The 22,731-nt window shown below is 64.9% G+C and carries 20 protein-coding genes and 1 tRNA gene; 12 read left to right on the plus strand and 9 right to left on the minus strand.

Features of this window, described 5'->3' with window-relative positions; translation table 11 throughout:
- Positions 1 to 383: 383 nt before the first annotated feature.
- From glpR to CV102_RS07195, 7 genes are all read left to right on the plus strand, one after another.
- Positions 384 to 1,157 (plus strand): HTH-type transcriptional regulator GlpR, encoded by a 774-nt coding sequence (gene glpR / locus CV102_RS07165; protein WP_148857214.1) that lies wholly within the window; start codon positions 384 to 386, stop codon positions 1,155 to 1,157.
- On the plus strand, positions 1,147 to 2,067 hold the full coding sequence (pfkB, locus tag CV102_RS07170) for a 1-phosphofructokinase (protein ID WP_148857215.1): 921 nt from the start codon (positions 1,147 to 1,149) through the stop codon (positions 2,065 to 2,067). The genes glpR and pfkB overlap by 11 nt, the downstream gene beginning before the upstream one ends.
- Before the next feature lie 446 nt (positions 2,068 to 2,513).
- Positions 2,514 to 3,656, plus strand: coding sequence for a PTS fructose transporter subunit IIC (locus CV102_RS07175; protein WP_148857216.1), 1,143 nt, complete (start codon positions 2,514 to 2,516; stop codon positions 3,654 to 3,656).
- Between the two features lie 27 nt (positions 3,657 to 3,683).
- Complete coding sequence (locus CV102_RS07180; protein WP_148857217.1) at positions 3,684 to 4,154, plus strand: PTS sugar transporter subunit IIA; 471 nt, start codon at positions 3,684 to 3,686, stop codon at positions 4,152 to 4,154.
- Positions 4,154 to 4,420, plus strand: coding sequence for an HPr family phosphocarrier protein (locus CV102_RS07185; RefSeq protein WP_148857218.1), 267 nt, complete (start codon positions 4,154 to 4,156; stop codon positions 4,418 to 4,420). The genes CV102_RS07180 and CV102_RS07185 overlap by 1 nt, the downstream gene beginning before the upstream one ends.
- A gap of 3 nt (positions 4,421 to 4,423) precedes the next feature.
- Positions 4,424 to 6,142 carry a phosphoenolpyruvate--protein phosphotransferase gene (gene ptsP / locus CV102_RS07190; RefSeq protein WP_148857219.1) on the plus strand — a complete coding sequence of 573 codons (1,719 nt, stop codon included), beginning with the start codon at positions 4,424 to 4,426 and terminating at the stop codon, positions 6,140 to 6,142.
- Complete coding sequence (locus tag CV102_RS07195; RefSeq protein WP_148857220.1) at positions 6,139 to 6,606, plus strand: PTS fructose transporter subunit IIB; 468 nt, start codon at positions 6,139 to 6,141, stop codon at positions 6,604 to 6,606. Before ptsP ends, CV102_RS07195 begins: the two co-directional genes overlap by 4 nt.
- Positions 6,607 to 6,648: 42 nt before the next feature.
- Here the strand turns inward: CV102_RS07195 and CV102_RS07200 are convergent, their stop codons facing one another.
- The 4 genes from CV102_RS07200 to dph5 form a co-directional block, all read right to left on the minus strand.
- Positions 6,649 to 7,551 carry a class 1 fructose-bisphosphatase gene (locus CV102_RS07200; protein ID WP_148857221.1) on the minus strand — a complete coding sequence of 301 codons (903 nt, stop codon included), beginning with the start codon at positions 7,549 to 7,551 and terminating at the stop codon, positions 6,649 to 6,651.
- Positions 7,548 to 8,330: a class I fructose-bisphosphate aldolase gene (locus tag CV102_RS07205; RefSeq protein ID WP_148857222.1), complete on the minus strand. Its 783-nt coding sequence runs from the start codon at positions 8,328 to 8,330 to the stop codon at positions 7,548 to 7,550. The genes CV102_RS07200 and CV102_RS07205 overlap by 4 nt, the downstream gene beginning before the upstream one ends.
- A 503-nt stretch (positions 8,331 to 8,833) precedes the next feature.
- Positions 8,834 to 10,735: a polysaccharide deacetylase family protein gene (locus tag CV102_RS07210; protein WP_148857223.1), complete on the minus strand. Its 1,902-nt coding sequence runs from the start codon at positions 10,733 to 10,735 to the stop codon at positions 8,834 to 8,836.
- Positions 10,736 to 11,002: 267 nt separating this feature from the next.
- Entirely contained in the window at positions 11,003 to 11,827 is an 825-nt protein-coding gene (gene dph5, locus CV102_RS07215; RefSeq protein ID WP_148857224.1) for a diphthine synthase, read from the minus strand.
- 114 nt (positions 11,828 to 11,941) lie between these two features.
- Between dph5 and CV102_RS07220 the strand changes: the two genes are divergently transcribed.
- The 3 genes from CV102_RS07220 to CV102_RS07230 all read left to right on the plus strand — a co-directional run bounded on the left by CV102_RS07220 (position 11,942) and on the right by CV102_RS07230 (position 14,003).
- A complete protein-coding gene (locus CV102_RS07220; protein WP_148857225.1) occupies positions 11,942 to 12,700 on the plus strand; it encodes a helix-turn-helix transcriptional regulator in 759 nt (252 codons plus the stop codon).
- Positions 12,701 to 12,765: 65 nt separating this feature from the next.
- Positions 12,766 to 13,797 carry a class I SAM-dependent methyltransferase gene (locus CV102_RS07225; protein ID WP_148857226.1) on the plus strand — a complete coding sequence of 344 codons (1,032 nt, stop codon included), beginning with the start codon at positions 12,766 to 12,768 and terminating at the stop codon, positions 13,795 to 13,797.
- Positions 13,798 to 13,929: 132 nt separating this feature from the next.
- A tRNA-Thr gene (locus CV102_RS07230) sits at positions 13,930 to 14,003 on the plus strand.
- Between the two features lie 995 nt (positions 14,004 to 14,998).
- Here CV102_RS07230 and CV102_RS07235 read toward each other — a convergent pair.
- Genes CV102_RS07235 through CV102_RS07245 form a run of 3 tightly spaced genes read right to left on the minus strand, consistent with a single transcriptional unit; the run spans position 14,999 to position 17,027 of the window.
- Positions 14,999 to 15,703: an energy-coupling factor transporter transmembrane component T family protein gene (locus CV102_RS07235; protein ID WP_148857227.1), complete on the minus strand. Its 705-nt coding sequence runs from the start codon at positions 15,701 to 15,703 to the stop codon at positions 14,999 to 15,001.
- A 4-nt stretch (positions 15,704 to 15,707) separates the two neighbouring features.
- Positions 15,708 to 16,427 carry an energy-coupling factor ABC transporter ATP-binding protein gene (locus tag CV102_RS07240; protein WP_148857228.1) on the minus strand — a complete coding sequence of 240 codons (720 nt, stop codon included), beginning with the start codon at positions 16,425 to 16,427 and terminating at the stop codon, positions 15,708 to 15,710.
- Between the two features lie 15 nt (positions 16,428 to 16,442).
- Positions 16,443 to 17,027: a biotin transporter BioY gene (locus tag CV102_RS07245; protein WP_148857229.1), complete on the minus strand. Its 585-nt coding sequence runs from the start codon at positions 17,025 to 17,027 to the stop codon at positions 16,443 to 16,445.
- A 364-nt stretch (positions 17,028 to 17,391) separates the two neighbouring features.
- Here CV102_RS07245 and CV102_RS07250 point away from each other — a divergent pair, with 364 nt between their 5' ends.
- Entirely contained in the window at positions 17,392 to 21,456 is a 4,065-nt protein-coding gene (locus CV102_RS07250; RefSeq protein WP_148857230.1) for a DUF7282 domain-containing protein, read from the plus strand.
- A gap of 84 nt (positions 21,457 to 21,540) precedes the next feature.
- Here CV102_RS07250 and CV102_RS07255 read toward each other — a convergent pair whose 3' ends face one another.
- Entirely contained in the window at positions 21,541 to 21,831 is a 291-nt protein-coding gene (locus CV102_RS07255; RefSeq protein WP_148857231.1) for a DUF7545 family protein, read from the minus strand.
- 107 nt (positions 21,832 to 21,938) lie between these two features.
- Between CV102_RS07255 and CV102_RS25805 the strand changes: the two genes are divergently transcribed.
- On the plus strand, positions 21,939 to 22,082 hold the full coding sequence (locus CV102_RS25805) for a DUF7557 family protein (RefSeq protein ID WP_187432884.1): 144 nt from the start codon (positions 21,939 to 21,941) through the stop codon (positions 22,080 to 22,082).
- A gap of 16 nt (positions 22,083 to 22,098) precedes the next feature.
- Here the strand turns inward: CV102_RS25805 and CV102_RS07260 are convergent, their stop codons facing one another.
- Positions 22,099 to 22,554: a DUF5799 family protein gene (locus tag CV102_RS07260; RefSeq protein ID WP_148857232.1), complete on the minus strand. Its 456-nt coding sequence runs from the start codon at positions 22,552 to 22,554 to the stop codon at positions 22,099 to 22,101.
- Positions 22,555 to 22,731 lie beyond the last annotated feature (177 nt).

Consider the following 22,731-nt stretch of genomic DNA (forward strand, 5'->3'; position numbering starts at 1 on the left):
GGGACTGAAAGGGGCTTTCGTGGTGGTCTTGCCGTACGCTGATTACTCGCAGTCTAATTTGAACACGGCCGAAATTACTGGCGCCCCGATCGAATGGCTACCACGTAACCGGACGAGAACCGGCTACAGCTGTCGTTGAACGCAACGGTCGTTCGGTGGTCGACGTTTCCGGGCCCCAACTGGCAAGTTCGCCGTGACAGGTAGCGACCGAGCAAGATCGCCGTCTGATCGGTCGCCCCGGGACGCAATCCCGGTGAGGATTGCCGGAAGCGAACGAGATTGCGATAAATACAATCGAAGAGATCAGAAAGAATCACGAGAACCGGGGTGAACAAATAAGAACGTGCAGAGTACAGTCAATAACGAAGGCCCCCTCGAACATTATGTTACCCGAACAGCGAAAACGAAACGTCGTGGAACTCGTCTCGGAACGGGACGGGTGCTCTGTCGAGGAGTTAGCCGACGAACTCGACGTCTCGAAAGCGACGATTCGGCGAGATCTTTCCGAACTCGAGGACGAACAGTTAGTTGATCGATCCCACGGCGGTGCCGTTCCCGCGACGGCCGTCGGACGCGAACAGACGTACATCCAGAAGGAAGTCCAGAATCTGGAGGCGAAGGCGAGCATCGGCTCTCGAGCCGCCAGAGAGATCCACGACGGCCAGGTCGTCTTCTTTGACTCGGGGACGACGACGATCCAGGTCGCGATGCAGGCGCCGTCGGACACCTCGTTCATTCCGGTGACGAACTCGCCGCTGCTGGCGCTCGAACTCGGCAAGAACGCGAACGACGTGAAACTCACTGGCGGGACGCTTCGCCACCGGACGCGGGCGCTCGTCGGTCCGAGCGCGGAGTCGTTCATGGACCGGACGAACTTCGATCTCCTCTTTCTGGGAACGAACGGAATCGACGCCGACGGCGCGCTGACGACGCCCAACGAGGACGAGGCGCGAATGAAACAGCTCATGGTCGAGAACGCCGAACGCGTCGTTCTGGTCGGCGACCAGACGAAGTTCGGCGATCGCAGCTTCGTCCAGTTCGCCTCGCTCGAGGACGTCGACGTGCTGGTAACCGACGCCGAACCGACCGGCGAACTGGCCGAGGCGTGCGACGCGGCGGACGTAACCGTCGGCGTGGAGGTGCCGGATGATCGCTAGCGTGACGCTCAATCCGGCCGTCGATTACACGGTGGAACTCTCCGAGTCGCTCGCGGCGGGAACGGTCGCCCGAGCGACCGACCATCAGTACGACGCGGGGGGGAAGGGGATCAACGTCTCGAAGTATCTCGTCGGCCTCGACGTCGAAACCGTCGCGACCGGCGTCGCCGGCGGATTTCTTGGGCAGTATCTTCTCGAACAGCTCTCGGCCCAGGGAATCGCCGCCGACTTCGTCGAGATCGACGGTGAGACCCGGCTCAACACGACGGTTCTCGAGCCGACTGAGGAGTACAAAATCAACCAGAACGGTCCCCACGTTCCCGCGATCGCGGTCGAGGATCTCGTCGACCGACTGCGCGAGTACGATCCGGATCGGGTGGTCGTTGCGGGGAGTTTACCGCCGGGCTGTAACCCGGAGACGATCGACCTGCTCGCAGAGGCCGGTCCCTGGGAGACGGTCGTCGACGTCGACGGCGCGACGCTGTCGGCCCTCGACGCCGAGTACGCTCTCTGCAAACCGAACGTCGACGAACTCGCAGCGGCGACGGACCGTCGAATCGACGGCGTGGAGTCGGCGCTGGAAGCAGCGAGGGAGCTTCGAGCGGACGGGTTCGACAGCGTCGTCGCCTCACTTGGCGGCGAGGGGGCGGTGATGGTGACGCCCGAGCAGTCGTTGCACGCGCCTGCTCGAGAGATCGAGGTCGTCGACACCGTTGGAGCGGGTGACGCCTTGCTGGCGGGCGTCCTCGCCTCGCGCTCGCACGGAGACTCCGATGCTGACGCGCTCAGCCACGGGATCGCCGTCGCATCTCGAGTCGTTTCGGTCTCGGGAACGCGTGCGCCGTCGCTCGCCGGCGTTCGAGACGATCGAGAGTCGATCGCCGTCTCGGCATACTGTAGTAGCCACTGAAACTCGATCTACACCTGATCGCACGACGGGAGCGCGGTTCGGAGCGAGCGCGGTTCGGAACGAGCGCGGTTCGGAACGTGCGCGGTTCGGAACGAACGAAGTGAGTGAGAACCGCGAAGCGAACGGGGAGCGGATGCGACCCGTGAGCACGAAGTGAGTGAGAACCGCGGAACGCGAACGGAGAGCGAACGCGACCCGTGAGCGAACGAAGTGAGTGAGAACCGCGAAGCGAACGGGGAGCGAACGCGACCCGTGAGCGAAGAAAGCAAGAACCGCGGACAGTGCGATCGCTGTGTAAATCGTTTCAGTTGGTACTGTAACGTCGTTCTCGGCTCAGTCGATGAGTTTCTGCCTCGGTATACTATACAAATATATCGATACGAAATAAACATATTCGAAAACACTTTTGCATTCGGGTATGATGAGTAGTGACAGGGACGAGACTAATGAAAGACGATGTAGAAAGCCAACTGCGTACGTACCTGATATCGGTAAAAGAGGATCTGATGACCGGCGTATCGTTCATGATCCCCTTCGTGACGATCGGTGGGATCTTCCTCGCGCTGGCCTTTATGATCGCAGAACTCCCGTTCACCGCAGGGGACACGGAGACGGTGTTCGAGGAGACGGGATCGCTCGGGTGGTACATGGCCGAGATCGGTGTGCTCGGTCTCACGATGATGATCCCCATTCTGGGAGCGTACATCGCCTACGCGATCGCGGACAAACCCGGGCTCGCACCCGGCTTCATCCTCTCGTGGGCGATCCAGCAGGAGCAGATCATCGAAGCGGCCGGTCTCGTCATCGGTTTCGAGGCCGACGGTGCAGTCGCGGGCTTCCTCGGCGCGATCGTCGCCGGACTGCTCGCCGGATACGTTGCCCGCTGGATGAAAGGGTGGCCGGTACCGTCGGCTATCAAACCGATGATGCCGATTCTCGTGATCCCCGTCTTCACGACGCTGTTTCTCGCGCCCGTCGTCATCCTCGGACTCGGCGTTCCGATCGCGATCATCGACGACGCGTTGACGACGATGCTCCGCGGCATGGAGGGGACGAACGCCATCCTGCTCGGGGCGATCCTCGGCGGGATGATGGCGGTCGATATGGGTGGTCCGATCAACAAGGTCGCGTACGTCTTCGGGACCGTCCTCGTCGCGGACCAGATTTTCGCCCCGATGGCCGCCGTGATGATCGCAGGCATGGTTCCGCCGCTCGGACTCGCGCTTTCGAACTTCATCGCCCCGCAGAAGTACTCCGCGGAGATGTACGAGAACGCGAAAGCCGCCATCCCGCTCGGTCTTTCGTTTATTACTGAAGGCGCGATTCCCTACGCCGCCGCCGACCCGCTTCGGGTCATTCCGTCGGCCATCCTCGGGAGCGCAACGGCCGGCGCGACCGCGCTCTGGCTGGGCGTCACGATGCCCGCGCCCCACGGCGGGATCTTCGTCGTTCTCCTCTCGAACAGCATGCTGCTGTTCCTCGGCTGTCTGCTCCTCGGAACGGTGGTCACGGCCACGGCTGTGACGCTGCTCAAACCCGACTACCACGAGCGAGTTGCCGGAGCGAAGCCCGCGCAGGCAAGTGATTAATCCCTACACGACTTTCCACTACGTACAATGACTACGACTCAACCCGATATCGAGACCGTACTGACACGCGAACTCATCGTACTCGAGGAGCCCCCGGCCCAGAAAGAGGCCTGTATCGAGTTCCTGCTCGATCGAGCCGTCGAGACCGACCGCGTCACCGACCGCGAAGCGGCCCTCGAGGCGCTTCTCGCCCGCGAAGAGGAGGCGACAACCGGCGTCGGCAAGGGGATCGGCATTCCGCACGCGAAGAGCGATGCGGTCTCCCGGCCGACGATCGTTTTCGCCCGCTCCGAGGACGGGATCGATTTCGACGCGATGGACGAGAAACCCGCGACGTTGCTGTTTATGCTGCTCGTCCCCGAGGAAGGCGGCGAGGAGCACCTCCAGCTGCTCAGTTCGCTTTCGCGGGCGCTGATGCACGACGACGTTCGCGAGCAACTCCACGAAGCCGACTCGAAGGCCGCGATCGAGGACACCATCACGGAGGCGATCGCATAATGGAACGAACGGTAACCGTGGTTCCGGAGGACGGTCTCCACGCGAGACCCGCCGCGAAGTTCGTCGAAACCGCGAACGAGTACGATGCCGACGTTCGAGTCGCTGCCGACGGTGACGATCCGGTCGACGCGGCGAGTATGCTCGCCGTCACCAGCCTCGGCGTCGCGAGCGGCGACGACGTCACGATCGTCGCCGAGGGTGAAGAGGCGGAAGCCGCGCTCGACGCCCTCGAGGAACTCCTCTCGACGCCCGAAACCGAGGCCTGAGCGATGACTGCCGACGAAAACGCGACGCGAACGTACGACGGAACCGGTGTCAGCCCGCTCGCCGGCGTCGGCACCGCCGTCTGGTACGAGCCGGGCGGGGGAACTGAACTCGAGGCGCCGCCGGATCCGGCCGACGTCGACCCGGAAGCCGAACGCGACCGATTCGACGAGGCGCGCGACCGCGCCCGCGAGGAACTCGAGCGCGAACGCGAACAGACGGCCGACCGCGTCGGCGAGGACGAGGCCGCTGTGTTCGACGCGCACAAACAGTTCCTCGACGATCCCCAGATCACCGACGGCGTCGAGGCCGCAGTCGACGACGGGGTGCCCGCCGAACACGCCGTCCAGCGTGCGTTCGAGGATCCCATCGAACAGTTCGCCGGGATGGAGGGGAAGATGGCGGAGCGCGCCGACGACCTCCGGGACGTCCGCGATCGGCTGATTCGGTTGCTGACGGGCGGTGACCGGGTCGACCTCGCGGCGCTCCCCGAGGGGACGGTGCTGCTCGCCGAACGGCTCACGCCGAGCGATACCGCGCAGCTCGATCCCGACCGCGTGGCTGGCTTCGCGACCGCGGAGGGCGGGCGAACCTCCCACGCGGCGATCTTCGCCCGCTCGCTCGCGATTCCGGCCGTGGTCGGCGTCGGAGCCGACCTCACGAAGATCGAGGCCGATGCCGACGTCCTCGTCGACGGCGAGGAGGGGACCGTGATCGTCGATCCGACCTCCGACCAGCGCGAGCGCGCAGCCGGCGGGCGCGACGTCGAGATCCGCGAGGAGCCGGTTACGACGGTCGACGGGAAGTCGATCGAGGTCGCCGCCAACGTCGGGACGCTCGCGGAACTCGAGGGTGCGGTCCGACAGGGTGCGGACGGGATCGGGCTCTTCCGGACCGAGTTCCTCTTTCTCGACCGGGAGGGGCCGCCGGACGAGGCGGAACAGCTCGAGGTCTACGCGGAGGCGCTCGACGCCTTCCCCGACGGTCGCGTCGTCGTCCGAACCCTCGACGTCGGTGGTGACAAACCGATCCCCTACCTCGAGCAGCCCGACGCCGACAATCCGTTCCTCGGCGAGCGCGGGGTTCGCCGATCGCTCGGTCCGGACGCGGATCTCTTCGAGATCCAGCTCCGGGCCTTGCTCCGTGCGGCAGCAGACGGCGACGGACGGCTCTCGGTGATGTTCCCGATGATCGCGACGGTGCCGGAACTCGAGGCAGCCCTCGAGACGGTCGAGTCGGTGGCTGAAGATCTCGAGGCGGAGGACCTCGAGTACGCGATACCCGAACTGGGTGTAATGATCGAGACCCCCAGCGCGGCGCTCCTCGCCGACGAACTCGCCGAACGCGTCGACTTCCTCAGTATCGGGACGAACGACCTCACGCAGTACGTGATGGCCGCCTCTCGAGAGGACGACCGCGTTGCGGCGCTTCACGATCCGCTCGAGCCCGCCGTTGTTCGGGCGATCGCTCGCACCGCCGAGGCCGGTCGCGCAGGCGACGCCTGGGTCGGGATGTGCGGCGAGATGGCCGGCGACCCCGACCTGACGGAACTGCTCGTCGGGCTCGGCCTCGACGAACTCAGCATGAGCGCCGTCACGATTCCGGAAGTCAAAGCGGCTATCGCCGAAACCGAGACGACAGATGCGGAGGAGCTTGCCAGCCGGGCAATCGAATCGAGCACGAAAGAGGCAGTGCAGAAACAGATCACCGAGACTAACCTATGAAATTCGTCGCAGTCACATCCTGTCCGACAGGTATCGCACACAGCCAGATGGCAGCCGAGAACTTAGAGCAAGTCGCGGAGGCGAACGGTCACGAGATCGACGTCGAGGTGCAGGGCGCCATGGGCCAGGAGAACGAACTCTCGAGCGAAGATATCGAAGCCGCCGACGCGGTTATCATCGCCGCAGACACCTCGGTCAGCCAGGATCGATTCGGCGGCAAACCGCTCGTCAACGGAACGGTAAAGGACGCGGTCAACGACGCCGAAGGGGTCCTCGAGGAGGCGATCGAGGCGGCCGGTGGTGACGCCTCGGCTGCCAGCGGCGACGCGACGGCGACCGACCAGGCTGAGTCCGGCTCTGACGGCGGCGTCGCTACCGAAGCGGAAGACTCGAGCGAGGCCGTAAAGCGGGGTGGCGATCCCTCCAAGGGACTGTTCGCGCGACTCAAACGACTCCTCTCCTGAACCGCGAGCAGCGACGTTCGCTGCTCGATAGAACTGCGGACGCTACCCGCTCGTCCCGAACACTCTTTCAATTCGATCGATCGGCTCCGCCGAGCCGACGAAGACCGGCACTCGCTCGTGTAGTTCGGTTGGCTCTCGCTCGAGTATGCGTCCACTGCCGTCGATCGCCCGACCGCCGGCGGCTTCGATGACGTGCGCGATCGGGTTGGCCTCGTACTGAAGACGCAAGACGCCGTCGGGACGGCGCTCCGTCTCCGAATAGCAGAGGACGCCGCCATACTCGAGGACGGCGCCGACGTCGGCGACGGCTGCGCCGCAGTATCGGAGTCGTCGCTCGGTGCGGAACTCGTCGAAGGCTTCGAGAAGCGCGGACGGAAGGTCACTTCGAGGGCCGGAAAATCCGCAGACGCTGTCGTCTTTCACCCCCTCCGTACCGCCGGCGTCGCTCTCGAGCGACAGCGAACGCGGATTGATCCGCTCGCCGTCTTCGAGACGGTACTGGACGGCGTCACCGTCGGCCGCGATTGTCATCGTGATACACGGCCCGAAGACGACAATCGCGCTCGCGACGAGGTCGGTTCCCCGCGCCGGAAGCGGTGCGTCGTAGATGCCAAGCACCGTTCCGATCGGACCGTTCGAGGCAAGGTTGCTGGAACCGTCGAGCGGATCGATGGCGACGCCGTAACCGCTCCCGCAGTCGAGAACGTCGGCGCGCTCTTCGCTCGCGTACTCGCCGACGGCCTCGAGCGGTTCGATCGCTTCCCGAAACCGGTCGTCGAGCCATCGATCGGCCACCGACTGACCGTCACCGGTCGGATTTCGCTCGTCGTCGTCGGCCTCGGGGTCCCGTCGCAGGTCCGGCAGCGCAGCGGGAACGCCCGTCGCGACGTCGGCGACCGCATCCAGGATCCGTTCGTACTCCCCTCGGCTGTGAACCCTGTTCATAACACGTCGTCGGCCGAGGCACCCTCGAACACGACCTGTTCCAGAGCGTCGAGGATCCGTTCGGGATCGTCACGTTGCCAGACGTTGCGGCCGACGGCGAGTCCGCCTGCACCCGCATCCATCGCGGCTTCGACCGTCGAGAGGAACTCGTAGTCGCTGGTCTTCGAACCGCCGCTGAGAACGACGCGGACGTCGCCGGCGGCATCGACAGCGCGGGCTAGCGCCTCCTGGCTGCGCGGATATTTTACCTTCGCGATGTCGGCACCGAGCTCGAGCCCGATCCGGGCGGCGTAGGCGATGACGTCGGGGCTGCGGTGTTCCTTGATCGCCTGTCCGCGCGGATACGACCACATTGCGACCGGCAGGCCGTGCTCGCGAGCCTGTTCCTGAACTGCGCGAAACTCCTCTATCATCTCCGGTTCGCGGTTCGTGCCGGGATAGACGGTGTACCCGATCGTATCCGCGCCGACCTCGACGGCGTTTTCGACCGACCAGGTCTGGGGCGAGTAAGGTTCTCCCTCCCAGAGGCTCGAAGTTCCGTTACACTTCGCGAGCAGCGAGACGTCGTCCTCGTAGGACGGGTAGTAGGTCTCGGCGAGTCCTTTCTGGACGGCGAATGCCGTGACGGCGTCGTGAGTCGCCATCTCGAAGACGGTCTCGGGGTCGAGGCGGTCCTCGACGCCAGCGAACGCCGATGGACCGTGCTCGAGACCGTGATCGTGTGCGAGAATGAGCGATTTTCCGTTTCGACTGATCGGAGCGTCGTTGAACGGCTTCATGTGTGTAATATTCTGGTATTGTGCTTAATTACTTTCGAATACTTTTGTTTCTGATTGAAGTAGTGGATATTTGGGTCCAAGACGTTCACGTTGGCGGTCGCTCGGCCGAGGCACCGGGACGGTCCACTGTGTTTGTCCCGATTCGGACAGAAGAGAGATGGTTCCGGTGTGGAATCAGACCCCCCCGAGAGGGATCACATTCGAAGAAGGGGACCGGACTGGTCGCCGGATCGAGGCCACCGACTGGTCGCCGGATCGATGCCACCGGTCTCTAGTGTAGACCGTCAGATCGAAACAGCCACGCTCCAGTTGGCTGGAAGGTGTTCCGGTTCGATCGACGATCGACTGGATTCGTGCCGGCTCGCAGGCATCCGTCGTCGCGAGCGACGCGTTCAAAAAAACCGTCCCGGCAACCAGTCACACGCACCGTATCGAGGCCCGCCACCGCTCTCTATCGCCTCGAGTCGGTTTCGGCGGACGAGCGACGCGCTCCGGAGGTGCCCTCAGTTGACCTCGAGCGTCCACTCTCCGTCGGCCTCGATGTTGATCCAGACGGTTCCGTCCGCCGCGTAGGATCTCGAGTTATCGAACGAGCCGGTCCGGTTGACGATCGACTCGCTGCTGCCGTCCGCGCCGTGGCCGTCGACGATAAACTCGCCGTCGCCGTCGTGTGCCAGCGAGAGGCTGAGATCGTCTTCCGCCCAGATCGGACCGACGAACGACGAGCCAGTTCCGGAGCGCTCGATCGGCGGTTCGGTGAGGTCGTCGCCGTGAATCTCCGGCTGGGAGAGCGCGAGCGACCACGTGTCGTCGGCCTCGATATCGAGCTGATAGGTCCCCTCTTCGACGATCACGATCGACTCACCGGCGGTGTTTCCGGCGGTGGTCGTGAGGACGTCACCGCCGTTGCCGGCGAGTTCGACGGTGAACTCGTCGTCGCCGTCGTGAGAAAAGCTCGCGGTGGCGACTCCCTCGTCGAGCGAGAACGTCGACGTCGTCTCGGATCCCGAGCCGTCGAACTCGTACGATTTCCCGGCCTCGAAGATGGTCCCATCCGGCCGGTCTGCGCTTACGTCCTCGTCGTCGTTGTCACGCTCGTACGTCCCGTCGACGAGATCGGAGGGCGTGATCACGTCGAGACCGCGGTGCTCGATGTGATTGACCAGGTGCTCGAAGTCGTCGAGGGTCATTCGGTTCCCCTCGACCTCGTCCTCGTCGACGATCCGCGGCAGGCGAAGCACGGTTAGCTGGTTGTACTGGTCGGCGAGATTGATGTGTCGCCGAACGCCGCCGTGGAGATCCGGACCCCAGATGTGCGAGATCATGTGTCGCCCCGTCGGCGGCATGGTGCTCGTACAGGCACCGAACAGGAACGCCGACTCGTGGACGTCCCTGACGATCTCGTGGGTCGTCTGGTCCATCCGGTCGTCGGGAACGAACAGGTGACGTGCGCCGTCCTCGAAGCCGTTCTCCGCGAGCAGTTCCTGGGCGTGCTCGAGTTCGCGCCGTTGCCGGTCCTCGGGCAGTTCCGACAGTGCCGTGCTCGGCGCAGGATACGAGCAGATGTCCCAGCCGCGCTCTTGAAGCTCCTGGAGTTGGTCGACGTCCATTCGATCGCCGGCGCCGATCGCCTCGGGGTTGACCGCCACCGCGGCCGTCCACCCGCGCTCCTCGAGCATCTCGGCCGCGATCTCGTACTGCGAGTCGAAACCGTCGAAGAACGAGAGAATTACCTTCCCGTTGTCGACGGATTCTGTCCGACGAAGATCGTCGATATACATCTGGACCGGCCTGTCGTCGTTGGTCGCGAGGATGTTGATCGCGCTGACCTCCGACAGATCCGGCTCGTCTGCCGGCTTGTGTTCGTAGCCGCAGTCGAGACGGAGCCAGCCGGTATACTCGTCCGGGATGACGCGTACCGTAGTGAGACGCCGACTCCGCCCCGGCGCGATGAACTCGACGTAGATTCGGTTTGCGGACTCGGGTTTGATCGCGACGGAGACGTCGGACTCGGTGAGATCGATATTGTCCGAAAAGTACACGCTCAGACCGGCCTCGCCGCCGTCTTCGTTCTCGACGACGGCGGCCTGGGAGCCCCGTCGGGCCTCGTCGGGTGCCGGCGAGACGTCGCCGGACCGCTGGTACAGTTCACCCTCGAAGTCCTCGAGCAGTTCGCCGTCGTTTATCGCGGGCCACTGTACCCCTTCACTGTCGGTCTCGTCCTCGCCATTCTCCGACTCGTTGCCGTCGCCCCCGGAGTCATCGGCGTCATCACTGCCCTCCTCTTCGGACTCGTCGTCAGAGAGGAAGTCCAGGCAGCCGGCGACCGTCGCCGACGTTACACCGAGCGCGGCTAACATTCGCCGTCTGGAAGAGCCGTGTGTAGTGTCGTTTCCGTTATCCATGTCGCTCACCGTAACCGTGCCAGCCTGCGTACTTGTTAATAGAGTTGTTAAACCGGTCTTGCACGGGAAAATGAGGTTCGAACGCCTCTCCCAAGCCGGTTTTATGCTGTTGCTAAGCGTCAACTTGCTGCTTCTCAGATTCAACGGACCTGCGTCGGTTTCGCCGACAGGTCGACGACGCGATCTCGTACCGTCAGTTGTAATCCATTTCTGGAGCAACCGCTGACAGTCGTGCAGTACTCCGGGAAACAGTTACAACCAACGGTATCAGACGACGTCGAGTGCGTCCCTGTCCGCCCCGCCGAGTTCGACCAGCGCGTCGGCCTCGAGGAGATGACACTCGCCGGGGATCACGAGCAGGTGGAGCGGGTCGCCGAACGACCGCTCGGCGAGGTCGGACATCGCGCCGGCCGCGACGAGTGGATCGGGGCTTCCGGCGCGGGCGACGACGACGCCGACGAGGTCGGGATAGACCTCTGCGAGGAGGTCGGCGCCGACGTCGGCGGTCATGTACTCGTCGCGATCCGCCTTCTCGTCAGAACGAGTCGCGTTCTGTCTGTCGGGTGGATTATGTCCAACCTTGATGTCGAGGTAGACGACCGTGTGCAGGCCGTCTGCACGGTTGTCGTCGATCGTCTCCGTCACGCTCGCGGGGAGCCCCTCCGCCCCGTGAGCGTAGGGAAACGGCAGCGTCGTCGCCTTGCCAAACCGGTAGTTCTGGAGCCCGGTCAGCGCGCTGGCGGCCGTCTGTGCGGTCACGCCGTGGATCACCCGCGTCTCGATGTCGCGGTCGTGTGCGCGAAGTCGGAGGTCGACGTGAGTCGTCGAGATCATCGTGTCTCCCGCGGTTAGAAACGCCACGTCCTCCCGCTCGGCGGTCTCCAGGATGTCGTCCGGGTGTTGCTCGACACCGGCCCGGTCCCGGACCTCGATCGTCACGTCGTGGGTGGACTCGAGTTTCTCGACTGTCGCTCCGAGCAGTTTACTGGTGTAGAACTCGGCGTACACGTGGTCGGCCGCGCGGAGCGCCTCCTGCCCTTCGACGGTGATCGACCGCTCGTCGTAGAGCCCGAGGCCGATGAACGTAAGCATAGCCGCCGATAGCGGGAGCGGCCGCTATAACCTTTCGAGTCGGCATCTCGCTCTCGGCACCGGTGGCAGGAACTATGTGGTACCAGTTACTGATACAACACGAAGAGAGACGGGATGAGAGAACCGACATCCGAGAGCAGAGACGAGATACTCGAGTCGCTATCCGAGCAGCCGCGCACGAAACCGGATCTCGTCGCCGCCTCGTCGGTGTCCCGGTCGACAGTCGACCGCCGACTCGCCGAGCTAACGGACGAGGGGTACGTCGAACCCGTCGACTCGAGCTACCGCCTCACCGAAATCGGCCACCTCGTGCTTCAGGAACGGCGGGCCTACCGATCACACATGGAGACGCTCGAGGCGGCGGCGCCGGTGCTCGAGCCAGTCGAACCGGGATCCGTCGACGTAGCGTTTCTCCGCGGCGCGACCGTCGAGACGCCGACGCCGTGCGCTCCGTGGAAAGTCTTCGAAGCGAGTCGCGGGATCCTCAACGCCGCGGACTCGCTGATCGGGACGGGGCCGACCGTGGTTCCCACAATTCTCGACGACCTGGGGAACGCGGTCGAACACGGGGGACTGACGTGCGAGTTCGTCCTCGACGAGGAACTGTACGAGTCGTTCGACGACCGCGAACGAGAACTGGTGCGAGAGATCGTCGAAGCCGGCGACGGCCGGCTACTGCTGACGTCGCTCTCGGATTCCTACGCGATCTGGATCGCAGAGGGTGACGAAGAGATACACGCGGGACTGACCGTGTACGACTCCAGCGGTCCGTGCGGCGTCATTTTCAACGACGACCCCGATGCCGTGGCCTGGGCCCGCGAGCAGTACCACGAGCGCCGCGCGTCGGCCGACGTCGTACTGGAGTGTCGATAAGCCACGACGCCGGATCCGACGGCTCGAAGCGTCAGCGTTAGGACCCGGTAGCAGCGACTATCGGTATGGAGGTGCCGTGTGTCCGCGTCGAGCCCGAGGCAGGCGAAGCGACGCGATCAGTCCTCGCTGAGGCGGACCTGATCGACGACGACTACGAGATTACCGTCGAGGACGGCTGGCTCTACGTTCCGGTCACCGACCCCGACGCGGTTCCGAGCGAGTACGCGGTCGTTCACCATGCGGTCTCCGAACGCGAGACGCAGACGATTCCCGCCGATCTGCTCGAGTTCGAGCCGTCGTACGAACGGCTCGGCGAGGCTGCACTCATCGACGAGGACGACGAGGAGCGCGCGCGGGCGATCGCCGACGCCATTCTCGAGTCGGATCTCCCCGTGGGGACGGTGCTGAACAAGAAATCGAAGGTGAAAGGCGAGACGCGAGTCCGCGACTGGGACCGCCTCGCCGGCGAGGACACCGAGGTCGTCCACCGGGAGTACGGCTGCGAGTTCGTCCTGGACCTCGCGGAGGTCTACTTCTCGCCACGGCTCGCGACCGAGCGCCACCGAGTCGCCGAGCAGGTCGGTAGCGAGGAGCCACGCTCCTCGGAACACGCGAGCGGACGGCGTCCGCGAGCGACCGGCGAGCGGGCGTTCGACATGTTCGCCGGCGTCGGCCCGTTCGTGATCCCGTTCGCGAAACGCGGCGCCGACTGCGTCGGCGTCGACGTCAACGAGACCGCGATCGACTATCTGCGCGAGAACGCGCGACGAAACGACGTGGAGGATCGCGTCACCGCCATCTGTGCCGACGTCCGGGAGGTCGCTCCCGAGTACGAGGACTGGGCCGACCGCCTCGTCATGAACCTTCCACACAGCGCCGACGCGTTCCTCGAGTCCGCGGTCACGGTCGCGGGCGACGACTGCGTGGTCCACTACTACGACATCCAGCACGAGGACGACCCGTTCGGCCCCGGAGAGCGGGCGATCCGCGAGGCCGCCGAACCCGAATACGACGTCACCGTCGAAACGCGTCACACGGTCCGATCGTACGCTCCACACGAGTTGAACGTCTGTCTGGACGTCCGACTCGAGCGCTAACTTCCACCACGAAACACCGTCACACCACCGCGACGATTCGCAATCCTTATCCCGGTTATCGCTCCTATCATTAAACGCGTTCAACGCAGGTGTTGGGGCGACGGACGTCGCCGATGCACGGGACGTGAGTGTGCCGGTGTAGCTCAGACTGGCAGAGCGAATCCTTCGTAAGGATTAGGTCGAGGGTTCAAATCCCTCCACCGGCTTCCTTTTGGCGAACAACTTCGTGAGCCGGCCGTCCGTTCTGGAGGGATTTTAACGACTCCGAGGTTCTGTATGGGATCGTTCGAAAGACAGTTTGCGTCTTTCGTAACCGAGCGGATCTGCAGTAAGCGAGGACTTTGCTTCCGCAAGATCAGCGGGACGCGACCCCGACAGACTCCGCGAGGCCAGCAAAACCGACGGTTTCAATCGATGACGAGAGACCGGGGCTCTGTAGCCACGCAGGTTCTCGAGAGCGTTTTCCAATCCCTCTACTCCATACACATGTTCAACTGTTACGTAAAAAATATAATAAGAATCATATTCCACAGAGACTAATTTTCCCTACCGGGGAGTGTCCTGTGACATTCCGTCGATGCTCCCTGGGCTCCATTACACTTTCACTCCTCGTTCCCCGGAGAACTATAGTACCAACTGAAACGAGTTCCACACCGATCGCACTGTCCGCGGTTCTCGCTCGCGTCGCTCACGGGTCGTTCCTCCCCGTTCGCGTTCCGCGGCTCTCACTCACTTCGTGCTCACGGGTCGCGTTCGCTCCCCGCTCGCGTTCCGCGGTTCTCACTCACTTCGTTCGTTCCGAACCGCGCTCGCTCCGAACCGCGCACGTTCCGAACCGCGCTCCCATCGTGCGAGCGGGTGTGCACTGACGTTCAGTGGCTACGATACTCCACAGTAGCCGCGAGAGATGGAACGACGGTCGTTCGTCACGCCGACGCCGGAGACGCCGCTCTGGTCGTGTGTTTGCAAGTGGTTATGAAGGGTTGGGAGCGTGGAACTCCGCGTCTTATCCATTGAAGTGCTGGTGATTAGTCTTGCTCCCAAAACAGATTGGGTTGACGACGGATCGGGTCCGATCGATCGTCTCCGGTATTACCGCGCGAACGTGCCGTCTCTCTCATCTGGAGGTGTTACAGGGCGTGAGGACTCGAGGATCAGCGACGAGACGAGCGAATCCGACGAACCCGAACCCTGGCCGTCGTCACAGAAACGCGGTCAGCACGAGGACGATCGAGAGACTCAGTACGGGTGCGTCACGCCGTGAGAACGACAGCGGCGGAAGCGTCGGATTCCACGAGAAGCAGCGAGCCTGGAGCGCGAGCGAGAGCCGGTCGGCCCGGTCGAACGTCCGCGAGAGGCCGAGCAGTCCGAGCGTCGTGAGCCGATCGACGGCTCCCCGTTCGGTCCCGAGTCGCGCGGCCATCGCGTCGCGGATGGTTCGCATATCCGACTGGAGCACGGGCAGGAATCGGAAGACGAGCGCGACGCCGATGCCGAGCAGTTGACCGGGCTTTCCGGGAATCGTCCGCTGGATCGCGGCTCGAGAGTGGCGAACCGGGGTCGTCCGGACGTAGGCCGCACTGACGAGCAGAATGAGCAGGACCCGGTAGCTCGCCAGCGCGGTAGTGAGCCCGGAGTCGAGGTCGATCCAGGGCGATCCCAGCGTCGCCGCCGCGACGATCGGCCCGAGCGCGAGGATGACCAGCGCGAACCGATAGGCGTAGAGCGTCTCGAGCAGGGGCACTCGGGCGACGACCAGAACGACCGCGGTCAGCGCGGAGAGAGCGACCAGCGCGCGCGGCGTCGTGTGGGCGAGCGCGGTCGCGGCGAAGCCGATCTGGACCGCCAGCTTGGAGCGCGGATCGAGCCGGTGAACGATCGTATCGCCGGGTTCGTAGGTCAGCATCGGCTCACCGAATCGTGCTCCGGTCTCGCGGAACCCGAACCTCGAGGCCCTCGAGTTTCTCGACGGCCGTCTCGGGCGGGTCGTCGACGACGACCCGTCCGCCGGCCATCGCGACGACGCGGTCCGCGAGTCCGAGCACGTCCCGGAGGTCGTGGGTCGCGATCAGGACCCCGGTGCCGTCGGCGGCGAGCGCCTCGAGTCGCGAGAGCACCGACCGCCGGGCCGGTTCGTCGAGCCCGGTGAAGGGTTCGTCGAGCACGAGGTGGGTCGGCTCCATCGCGAGCGCGCCGGCGATGGCCACGCGGGACTGCTCGCCGCCCGAGAGCTGGTCGATCCGCTCGTCCTCGCGTCCCGCCAGGTTCACGGCCGCGAGCGCGTTTTCGACGCGGCGATCGATCTCGTCGCGCTCGAGGCCCAGATTCTCCGGACCGAAGGCGACGTCGGCGCCGACGGTCGCGGCGACGAACTGGTCGCGGGGGTGCTGGAAGACCATACCGACGCTCGAGCGCGCGCCGATCAGGTCGTCTTCGACGTCGGTCCCGTCGACGAGGACCGTCCCGTCGTCCGGCGTCAGCAGGCCGTTGCAGTGGCGCAGCAGCGTCGTCTTGCCACTGCCGTTGGCGCCCGCGAGGACGACGAACTCGCCGTCGGGAATCGAGAGCGAGACGTCCTCGAGCACTCCTACGTCGTCGAAGCCGAACGAGACGGATCGAAATTCGATCATCGAACTGTTCGACGGTTACGTGGGATCGATCCGGCCGCTGCGGACGATGGCGATCGCGGCGGCGAGTTTCAGCAGGTCCGCCGGAACGAACGGGACAGCGACGGCGAAGCCCGCTTCGACGATGCTCGTTCCCGTGAGCCAGGAGAACCACACCATCCCGCCGGCGTAGATCAGGACCAGGCCTATTCCGAGGCTTCCGACGACGAGCGGGAGCGACGCGTCGGCCGGATCGATCAGCGTGGTTCCCCGGTGCACGAGCAGTCCCACTAGCGCCGCGGCGACCGGGAACGTCCAGAGGAAGCCCGCAGTCGGTTCTGCGAGCAGTACTCCCGGGCCGCCGGTCATTCCGGAGAAGACCGGCGCTCCGGCGGCTCCGGCGGCGAGATACAGGACGATCGAGGCTCCTCCCCAGAGCGGACCGAGGTACAACCCGGCGAGGAAAACCACGAGCACTTGCAGCGTCACCGGCGCCGGTGAGAGCGGGTACGGGATGGTCACGATTGCGGCCGCACCCATCAGCGCCGCGAGCAGAGCCGCTCGAGCGAACGCGTGGACGACGTCTCCCTCGATCAGGTCGACGTCGCTCCGTTCTGTTGCCATACGTGACCACGGCCGTAAACCAAGATCAAGACTTCGGTTTACCGAGTCGGCTGCGAAGCGACGGAAATGAGGGTGTGACGGGGGTATATGCTGTCATAACGGGTACGTCCGTCACCGCCAGCTATCAGTCTCAGCAACGGACGACGAGTCGCGTGCTCGAGGGTGTTGTGCGATCGGTATTGGCGACGAAGGCGGGTATCCCACCTCCGTAACCCGGCATTATCTCTGCCGACTAGCTGGAACGACCGACAGGGCTTAATCGTCGTGTTGACCGTTCTATCGGGAGGATGCGATCGATTCGCGCAACTGGGAGGAAGAAGGGGAAGCGCTCGAGGGGGCAGACGGCCGACGGGGCATCGAGATCATGACTCGCGCCGCGTTCGTCGCGACGATGCTCACCATTTTGATGGTTACGAGCGTCGTCGCACTGCCAGTTCTCGGCGGTGGGTCGCCGTTCGCTGACGGTACCGCCGAGTCCGTCGACGACGTCGGGGGACAGGACTCGAATCCGGGAGCTGCGGCGCTCTCTCAGATTGCTTCGACGGAAGGGACGTTCGAGCCGGTCGCGATGGGATCGGGGTCGCCCGCGGAGGCGTCACTCTCCCAGGAGACCGAGGAAGCCGTCGAAGACGGCGTCGACGAGGGGATCGCCCTCGTTCAGGCGCAGGGAATCGAAGTGACCCAGGAGCAGCGCACGGTGGCGGTCGAGGGTGCCCAGGAGTCGGCCGCACAGCACCAGGAGGCGACCGTCGAACAGGTCCAGGCGGCGACGACCGGCGCGGTCCACGGCGCGTTGCTGCAAGAGCAGCGCGTCGAGGTCGAACAGATCCAGATCGCCGTCGGCGGGGCGACCGACGGCGCGCTCGAGCAACACCAGACCGCCACTGCGACGCAGCTCCAGAGCGCGACGTGGGGCGCGACCCACGGCGCGCTCGCCCAGGCACAGCGCGTGACCGTCGAGCAGCTGCAAGTCGCCACTCGCGGCGCGGCCGCGGGCGCCGCGAGCGAGGCCGGCGAGCGGGATATCGACCGAGTGCCGGTCATTCAGGAGGCGGCCCAGGGCTCGGCCTACGGCGTCCTCGAGCAGTACCAGAAACTCACGGTCGAGCAGCGCCAGCAGGTCACGCTCGACCACGTCCAGCACGCCGCGGCCGGGGCGGCGGCCGGCGCGCTCGAGGGGAGCACGCCCGAGGCGCTCGAACAGATCCAGGAGATCGAGATCGAACAGTATCAGCAGGTGACGATCAAGCAGGTCCAGAAGGCGGCGGTTGGTGCCGCGAAAGGTGCACTCGTCCAGCAGCAGACGGTGACGGTCGAGCAAACCCAGGCCGCGGCGCGCGGAGCGGGAGCGGGATCGCTGGTACAGGTTCAGTTGGTCCGGATCGAGCAGGTCCAGCGGATCACCGTCACGCAGATCCAGGAGGCGTCCTTCGGCGCGGCGAAGGGCGCGATCGTCCAGAGTCAGGAGGCGACGGTCGAACAGATCCAGGCCGCCGCCCTCGGCGGGTCGCAGGGCGTGCTCGTCCAACAGCAGGAGGTGACGATCACCCAGATTCAACACGCGGCGGTCGGCGCCTCGAAGGGGGCGGTCGAGTCGGCGATCCAGTACCAGGTCGTCGAGGTCGAACAGATCCAGGCCGCCGCGTTCGGCGCCGGCGAGGGCGCGGTGGTCCAGACGCAGGTCGTCGACGTTGTTCAGGTTCAGCAACTCGCAGCGGGCGCCTCGAGCGGCTCGCTCTCGCAGCACCAGACGGCGTCGGTCGAGCAGATCCAGACGGCGGCGAAGGGTGCCAGTCAGGAGACGGCGCGACTCGTCCAGGAGCAACGCATCAGCATCACGCAGCTACAGGTGCTCACCCAGGAGAGCGCGGCCGCCGCGGCCGCCTTCGCCGCCGAGGAAGGGATCGACGACGAGGCCGAGATCGTCCAGTTCCTCGAGGTCGAGATCGAACAGCGACTCGAGGTGATCGACGAGGTCGAGGGCGAGGCACGGCTCTCGTTCCCCGAGCAGGAAACCGACGGCGAGACGGTCGTCGTCGACTCGGTCGAACTCTCCGAGGGTGGCTTCGTCGCGGTCTACGACGAGGGCTTCTTCGCGGGCGAGCCGACCGAGAGTCTCGTCGGGGTGTCCGGGTACCTCGAGCCCGGCGAGTACGAGGGCGTCGAGATCGACCTCGAGGAGCCACTCGAGGAGGACCGCCAGCTGATCGCGGTCGCCCACCTGGATACGAACGAGAACGAGGCGTTCGACTACGTCGACACCGGCGGCGAGGAGGACGTGCCGTACGTCGGACCGGGTGGCATCCCCGTGATGGACCAGGCGATCGTCGGCCTCGAGGAAGAACCCGAACCCGAAGCGACGCTGCTCGTCGACGATCAGGAAGCCGACGGCGAGACGCTGTTCGTCGAGGAGGCGTCGGCGACCGTCGACTACGCCATCACCGTCGAGTACGACGGCGAGCGCGTCGAGAGCGAACAGTTCGAGGCCGAGGAGACGGTCGAGGAACTGGAACTGGAACTCGAGCCGCCGATCGAGGAGGATACGACGGTCGAAGTCGCCGTTATCGACGCCGACGAGGAGGAACTGGCGGGCGAGACGATCGAGTACGAACTCGAGGACCCGGATCCCGACGCGACGCTCGAGGTTGCAGACCAGGAGGGTGACGGCGAGACGCTCCTCGTCGGCTCGGCGTCGGCAGCCGTCGATTTCGCCGTCGTGGCGGAGTACGACGACGAGCGCGTCGAGAGCGAGTTCTTCGAGGCCGAGGAGACGGTTACGGGGCTGGAACTCGAGCTCGAGCCGCCGATCGAGGAGAACACGACCGCGGAAATCGTCGTCGTCGATGCTGACGGTGAGGTGCTGGCGAGCGAGACGATCGAGTACGTGATCGAAGAACCCGATCCGGATCCGACCGCGGAGCTTTCGGTCGAGAATCAACAGGGTGACGGCCAGTCGCTGGCCGTCGCGGAGGCGAGCGCGACGGTCGAGTACGCGCTCACCGTGACCGACGAAGACGACCAGCGACTCGCCGAAACCGACCTGCTCGACGCGGACGAGACGATCGAGAACGAGTCGATCCCGCTCGAGCCGCCCCTCGAGGACGACGCGACGCTCGAGGTCGCCCTCGTCGGCGCCGACGGCGAGGAGTTGGCGAGCGAGACCGTCGACTACGCGTTCGATCCCGGCTTCGAGGTCGAGTTCGTCGACTGCACCAGGGCCGAAGTCACGGCCTCGCTCGAGGACGGCGACCAGGTCGCCGCGAGCACGGGCTTCTACGACGCCGGCGGCTTCGGCAACACGATCATCGAGGACTTCGTTACGGTTGGCGAGGACGTCGAGGCGCCGTTTACCGGCACGATCGTCTTCGAGGTCGGCGCGGAAGACGACTTCACTGACGAGGACGAGATCACCGTCGGCGTCGAGGAGTACGGGCTCTACGGCACCTTCATCTCGGGGATCAGCTCGCCGGAGGCGATCCCGACGGCCACTATCGACCATCCCCACCCCGAGGCTGAAGCGTGTCTGGAGGAGGTTCGACCGGACGAGCCGTCGATCGCCGTCACCGACGCGACGGTTGGGGAGGACGCGATCGACGTGACGTTCGGCTACGAGAATCCCAACGACGCACCACTCTTCGTCGGGAGCGAGTTCGTCGAGGGAACGACCGCCGAGGAACCGCCGACCGAACTCGAGCCCGGCGAGGGCGAGTTCACCGTCGAGTGGACGCCCCAGGACGACGAGGAACGGCTGGTCTGGGAGGTCGACCTCTCGCGGTACGAGTACGACGAGCCGCTGACCGCCGCGACGCCGACCGCGGGCGAACTCGAGCCGGACGAGCCCGAGCCCGCGGCGTTCGCCGTCGAGATCGTGGAGACGAACGCGCCGGTCGAGCAAGGGGGGACCCTCGAGGTGGTCGCCGACCTCGCAAACGTCGGTGAGGAGGAGGGAACGCAGGAGATTGCGCTCGCGATCGACGGTACCGAGGTCGACTCGACGACGATCAGTCTCGAGCCCGACGAGTCGGAGACGGTCACGCTGCTCACCGACACCATGGACTTTGAACCTGGCGAGTACACGGCGACCGTCTCGAGCGAGGACGACACGGCAGCAACGACGGTTTCGATCGAGGCGCCGGACGAGCCGGCCGAGGACCCTGTCGAGGAGGACGAGCAGCCCGTCGACGAGGACGAGCCAGCCGAGGATCCGACCGACGAACCGGGAGACGATCCCGCCGAGGAGCCCGCGGATGATCCGACCGAGGATCCTGTGGACGAGCCGATAGACGACCCTACTGAGGAGCCGGTCGACGAGCCGGCGGACGACGAAGCGGACGGGCCAGCCGAGGATCCAGCGGCTGATCCCGCTGACGACCCCGACAACGAATCGGCGAACGATCCGGCTGTCAGCAACGAAGCAGTCGCTTCGTAACGAGAAAACTGCCCGTCGCAGGAACCGAAGAATTCGATCGTCTCGGTACTGGTGCCTACCGCGAGCCGTTCCGAGTCGGTCTCGTCAGTGCTGGTGGCCGGTGGCTTCGCCGAACGTCACGCCGAAGCGCTCCTCGAACAGCTCCATCACGCGTTCCTCCTGGGCCTCGATCTGCTCGTCCGTCTCGCCGCCGTGGTGAACGAGGTGGTGTGCGCGGCTGGCGAACGAGAGCAGAGTGATGTCGCCAATCGTCTCGGCGGCGTCCTGGTCGCCCTCCGCGAGGAGGTCGACGAGTTCCGCAGGGAGCGTCACGTCATCGTTCGAGCCGTCGTCGGTCGAGATCGAGATCGAGATCGTTTCGACTTCGTCTGTCATACCCCTACGGTCGGGGGGTACGCGTAAAGATGCTGTGGCTTGCGCCCATTGGTTCGCGGCCGACGGTCGCCACGGTGTTTTTGCTGCTCCGTGACGAACGGTCTCGTATGCCCACCGTCGAACTCGAAGAAGAAACCATCGAACGCCTGGACGGCCTCCGAATCGAAGACGAGTCCTACGACGAACTCATCACCGAACTGATCAACATCTACGAGGCCAGCGAGTACACGCTCTTTCACGCCGGCGACTGAGTCCCAACGCGGCGAGTCAGCTGTCGGCCACGGCCTGCCGAACACTGTTCCACCGGCCGTTCGACTCGAGTTTCGCCTGGAGTTCGTCCGCGTACTCCTGTGTGAGCTGTTCGGCCGCTCGCCGCTGCTCTTCGTGGGAGTCACCGTTGTCGCCGAGGCCGAGCGCGCCGAGGATGCTGCTTACGACGCCGCCGGAGGAACTCGAGCCGCCACCGCCGCCCTGGCCGCCCATCGCACCCATCTGGGCGTCGAGGTTGTCGAGTTCGGGCAGGATCTGGTCGACCTTCTCCGTGTTGGCGACGATCCGCGCCCGGTCGGGATCCTCGGGGTGTTCGATCTCGAACTCGGTCGCGGTCATGATCAGGCTCCACTGCTGGCTCGAGAACTGTGACTCCGCGATGCGCGAGGAGAACTCCTGATCGACGGTCATCCGTTCTCCGACGATCCGGTCCGTCCACGAGTTGTTGCTCATGACCGTCGGTTGAGTCGGTGACTGTATCAGCGTTTCCCTCGATTATACTGTCGGCTGGAAGTCGGTATGGGGGATTCGCCGCGACCATCCCGCGAATCCCCACACAGTTCTCGCCGACAGTAGACACGTCGCACTCGCCGTCGCTCGAGGCAGTGTCGATTCTCGCCGGTTTCCCGG

The sequence above is a fragment of the Natronococcus pandeyae genome (assembly GCF_008122205.1).
Taxonomy (GTDB): Archaea; Halobacteriota; Halobacteria; order Halobacteriales; family Natrialbaceae; genus Natronococcus; species Natronococcus pandeyae.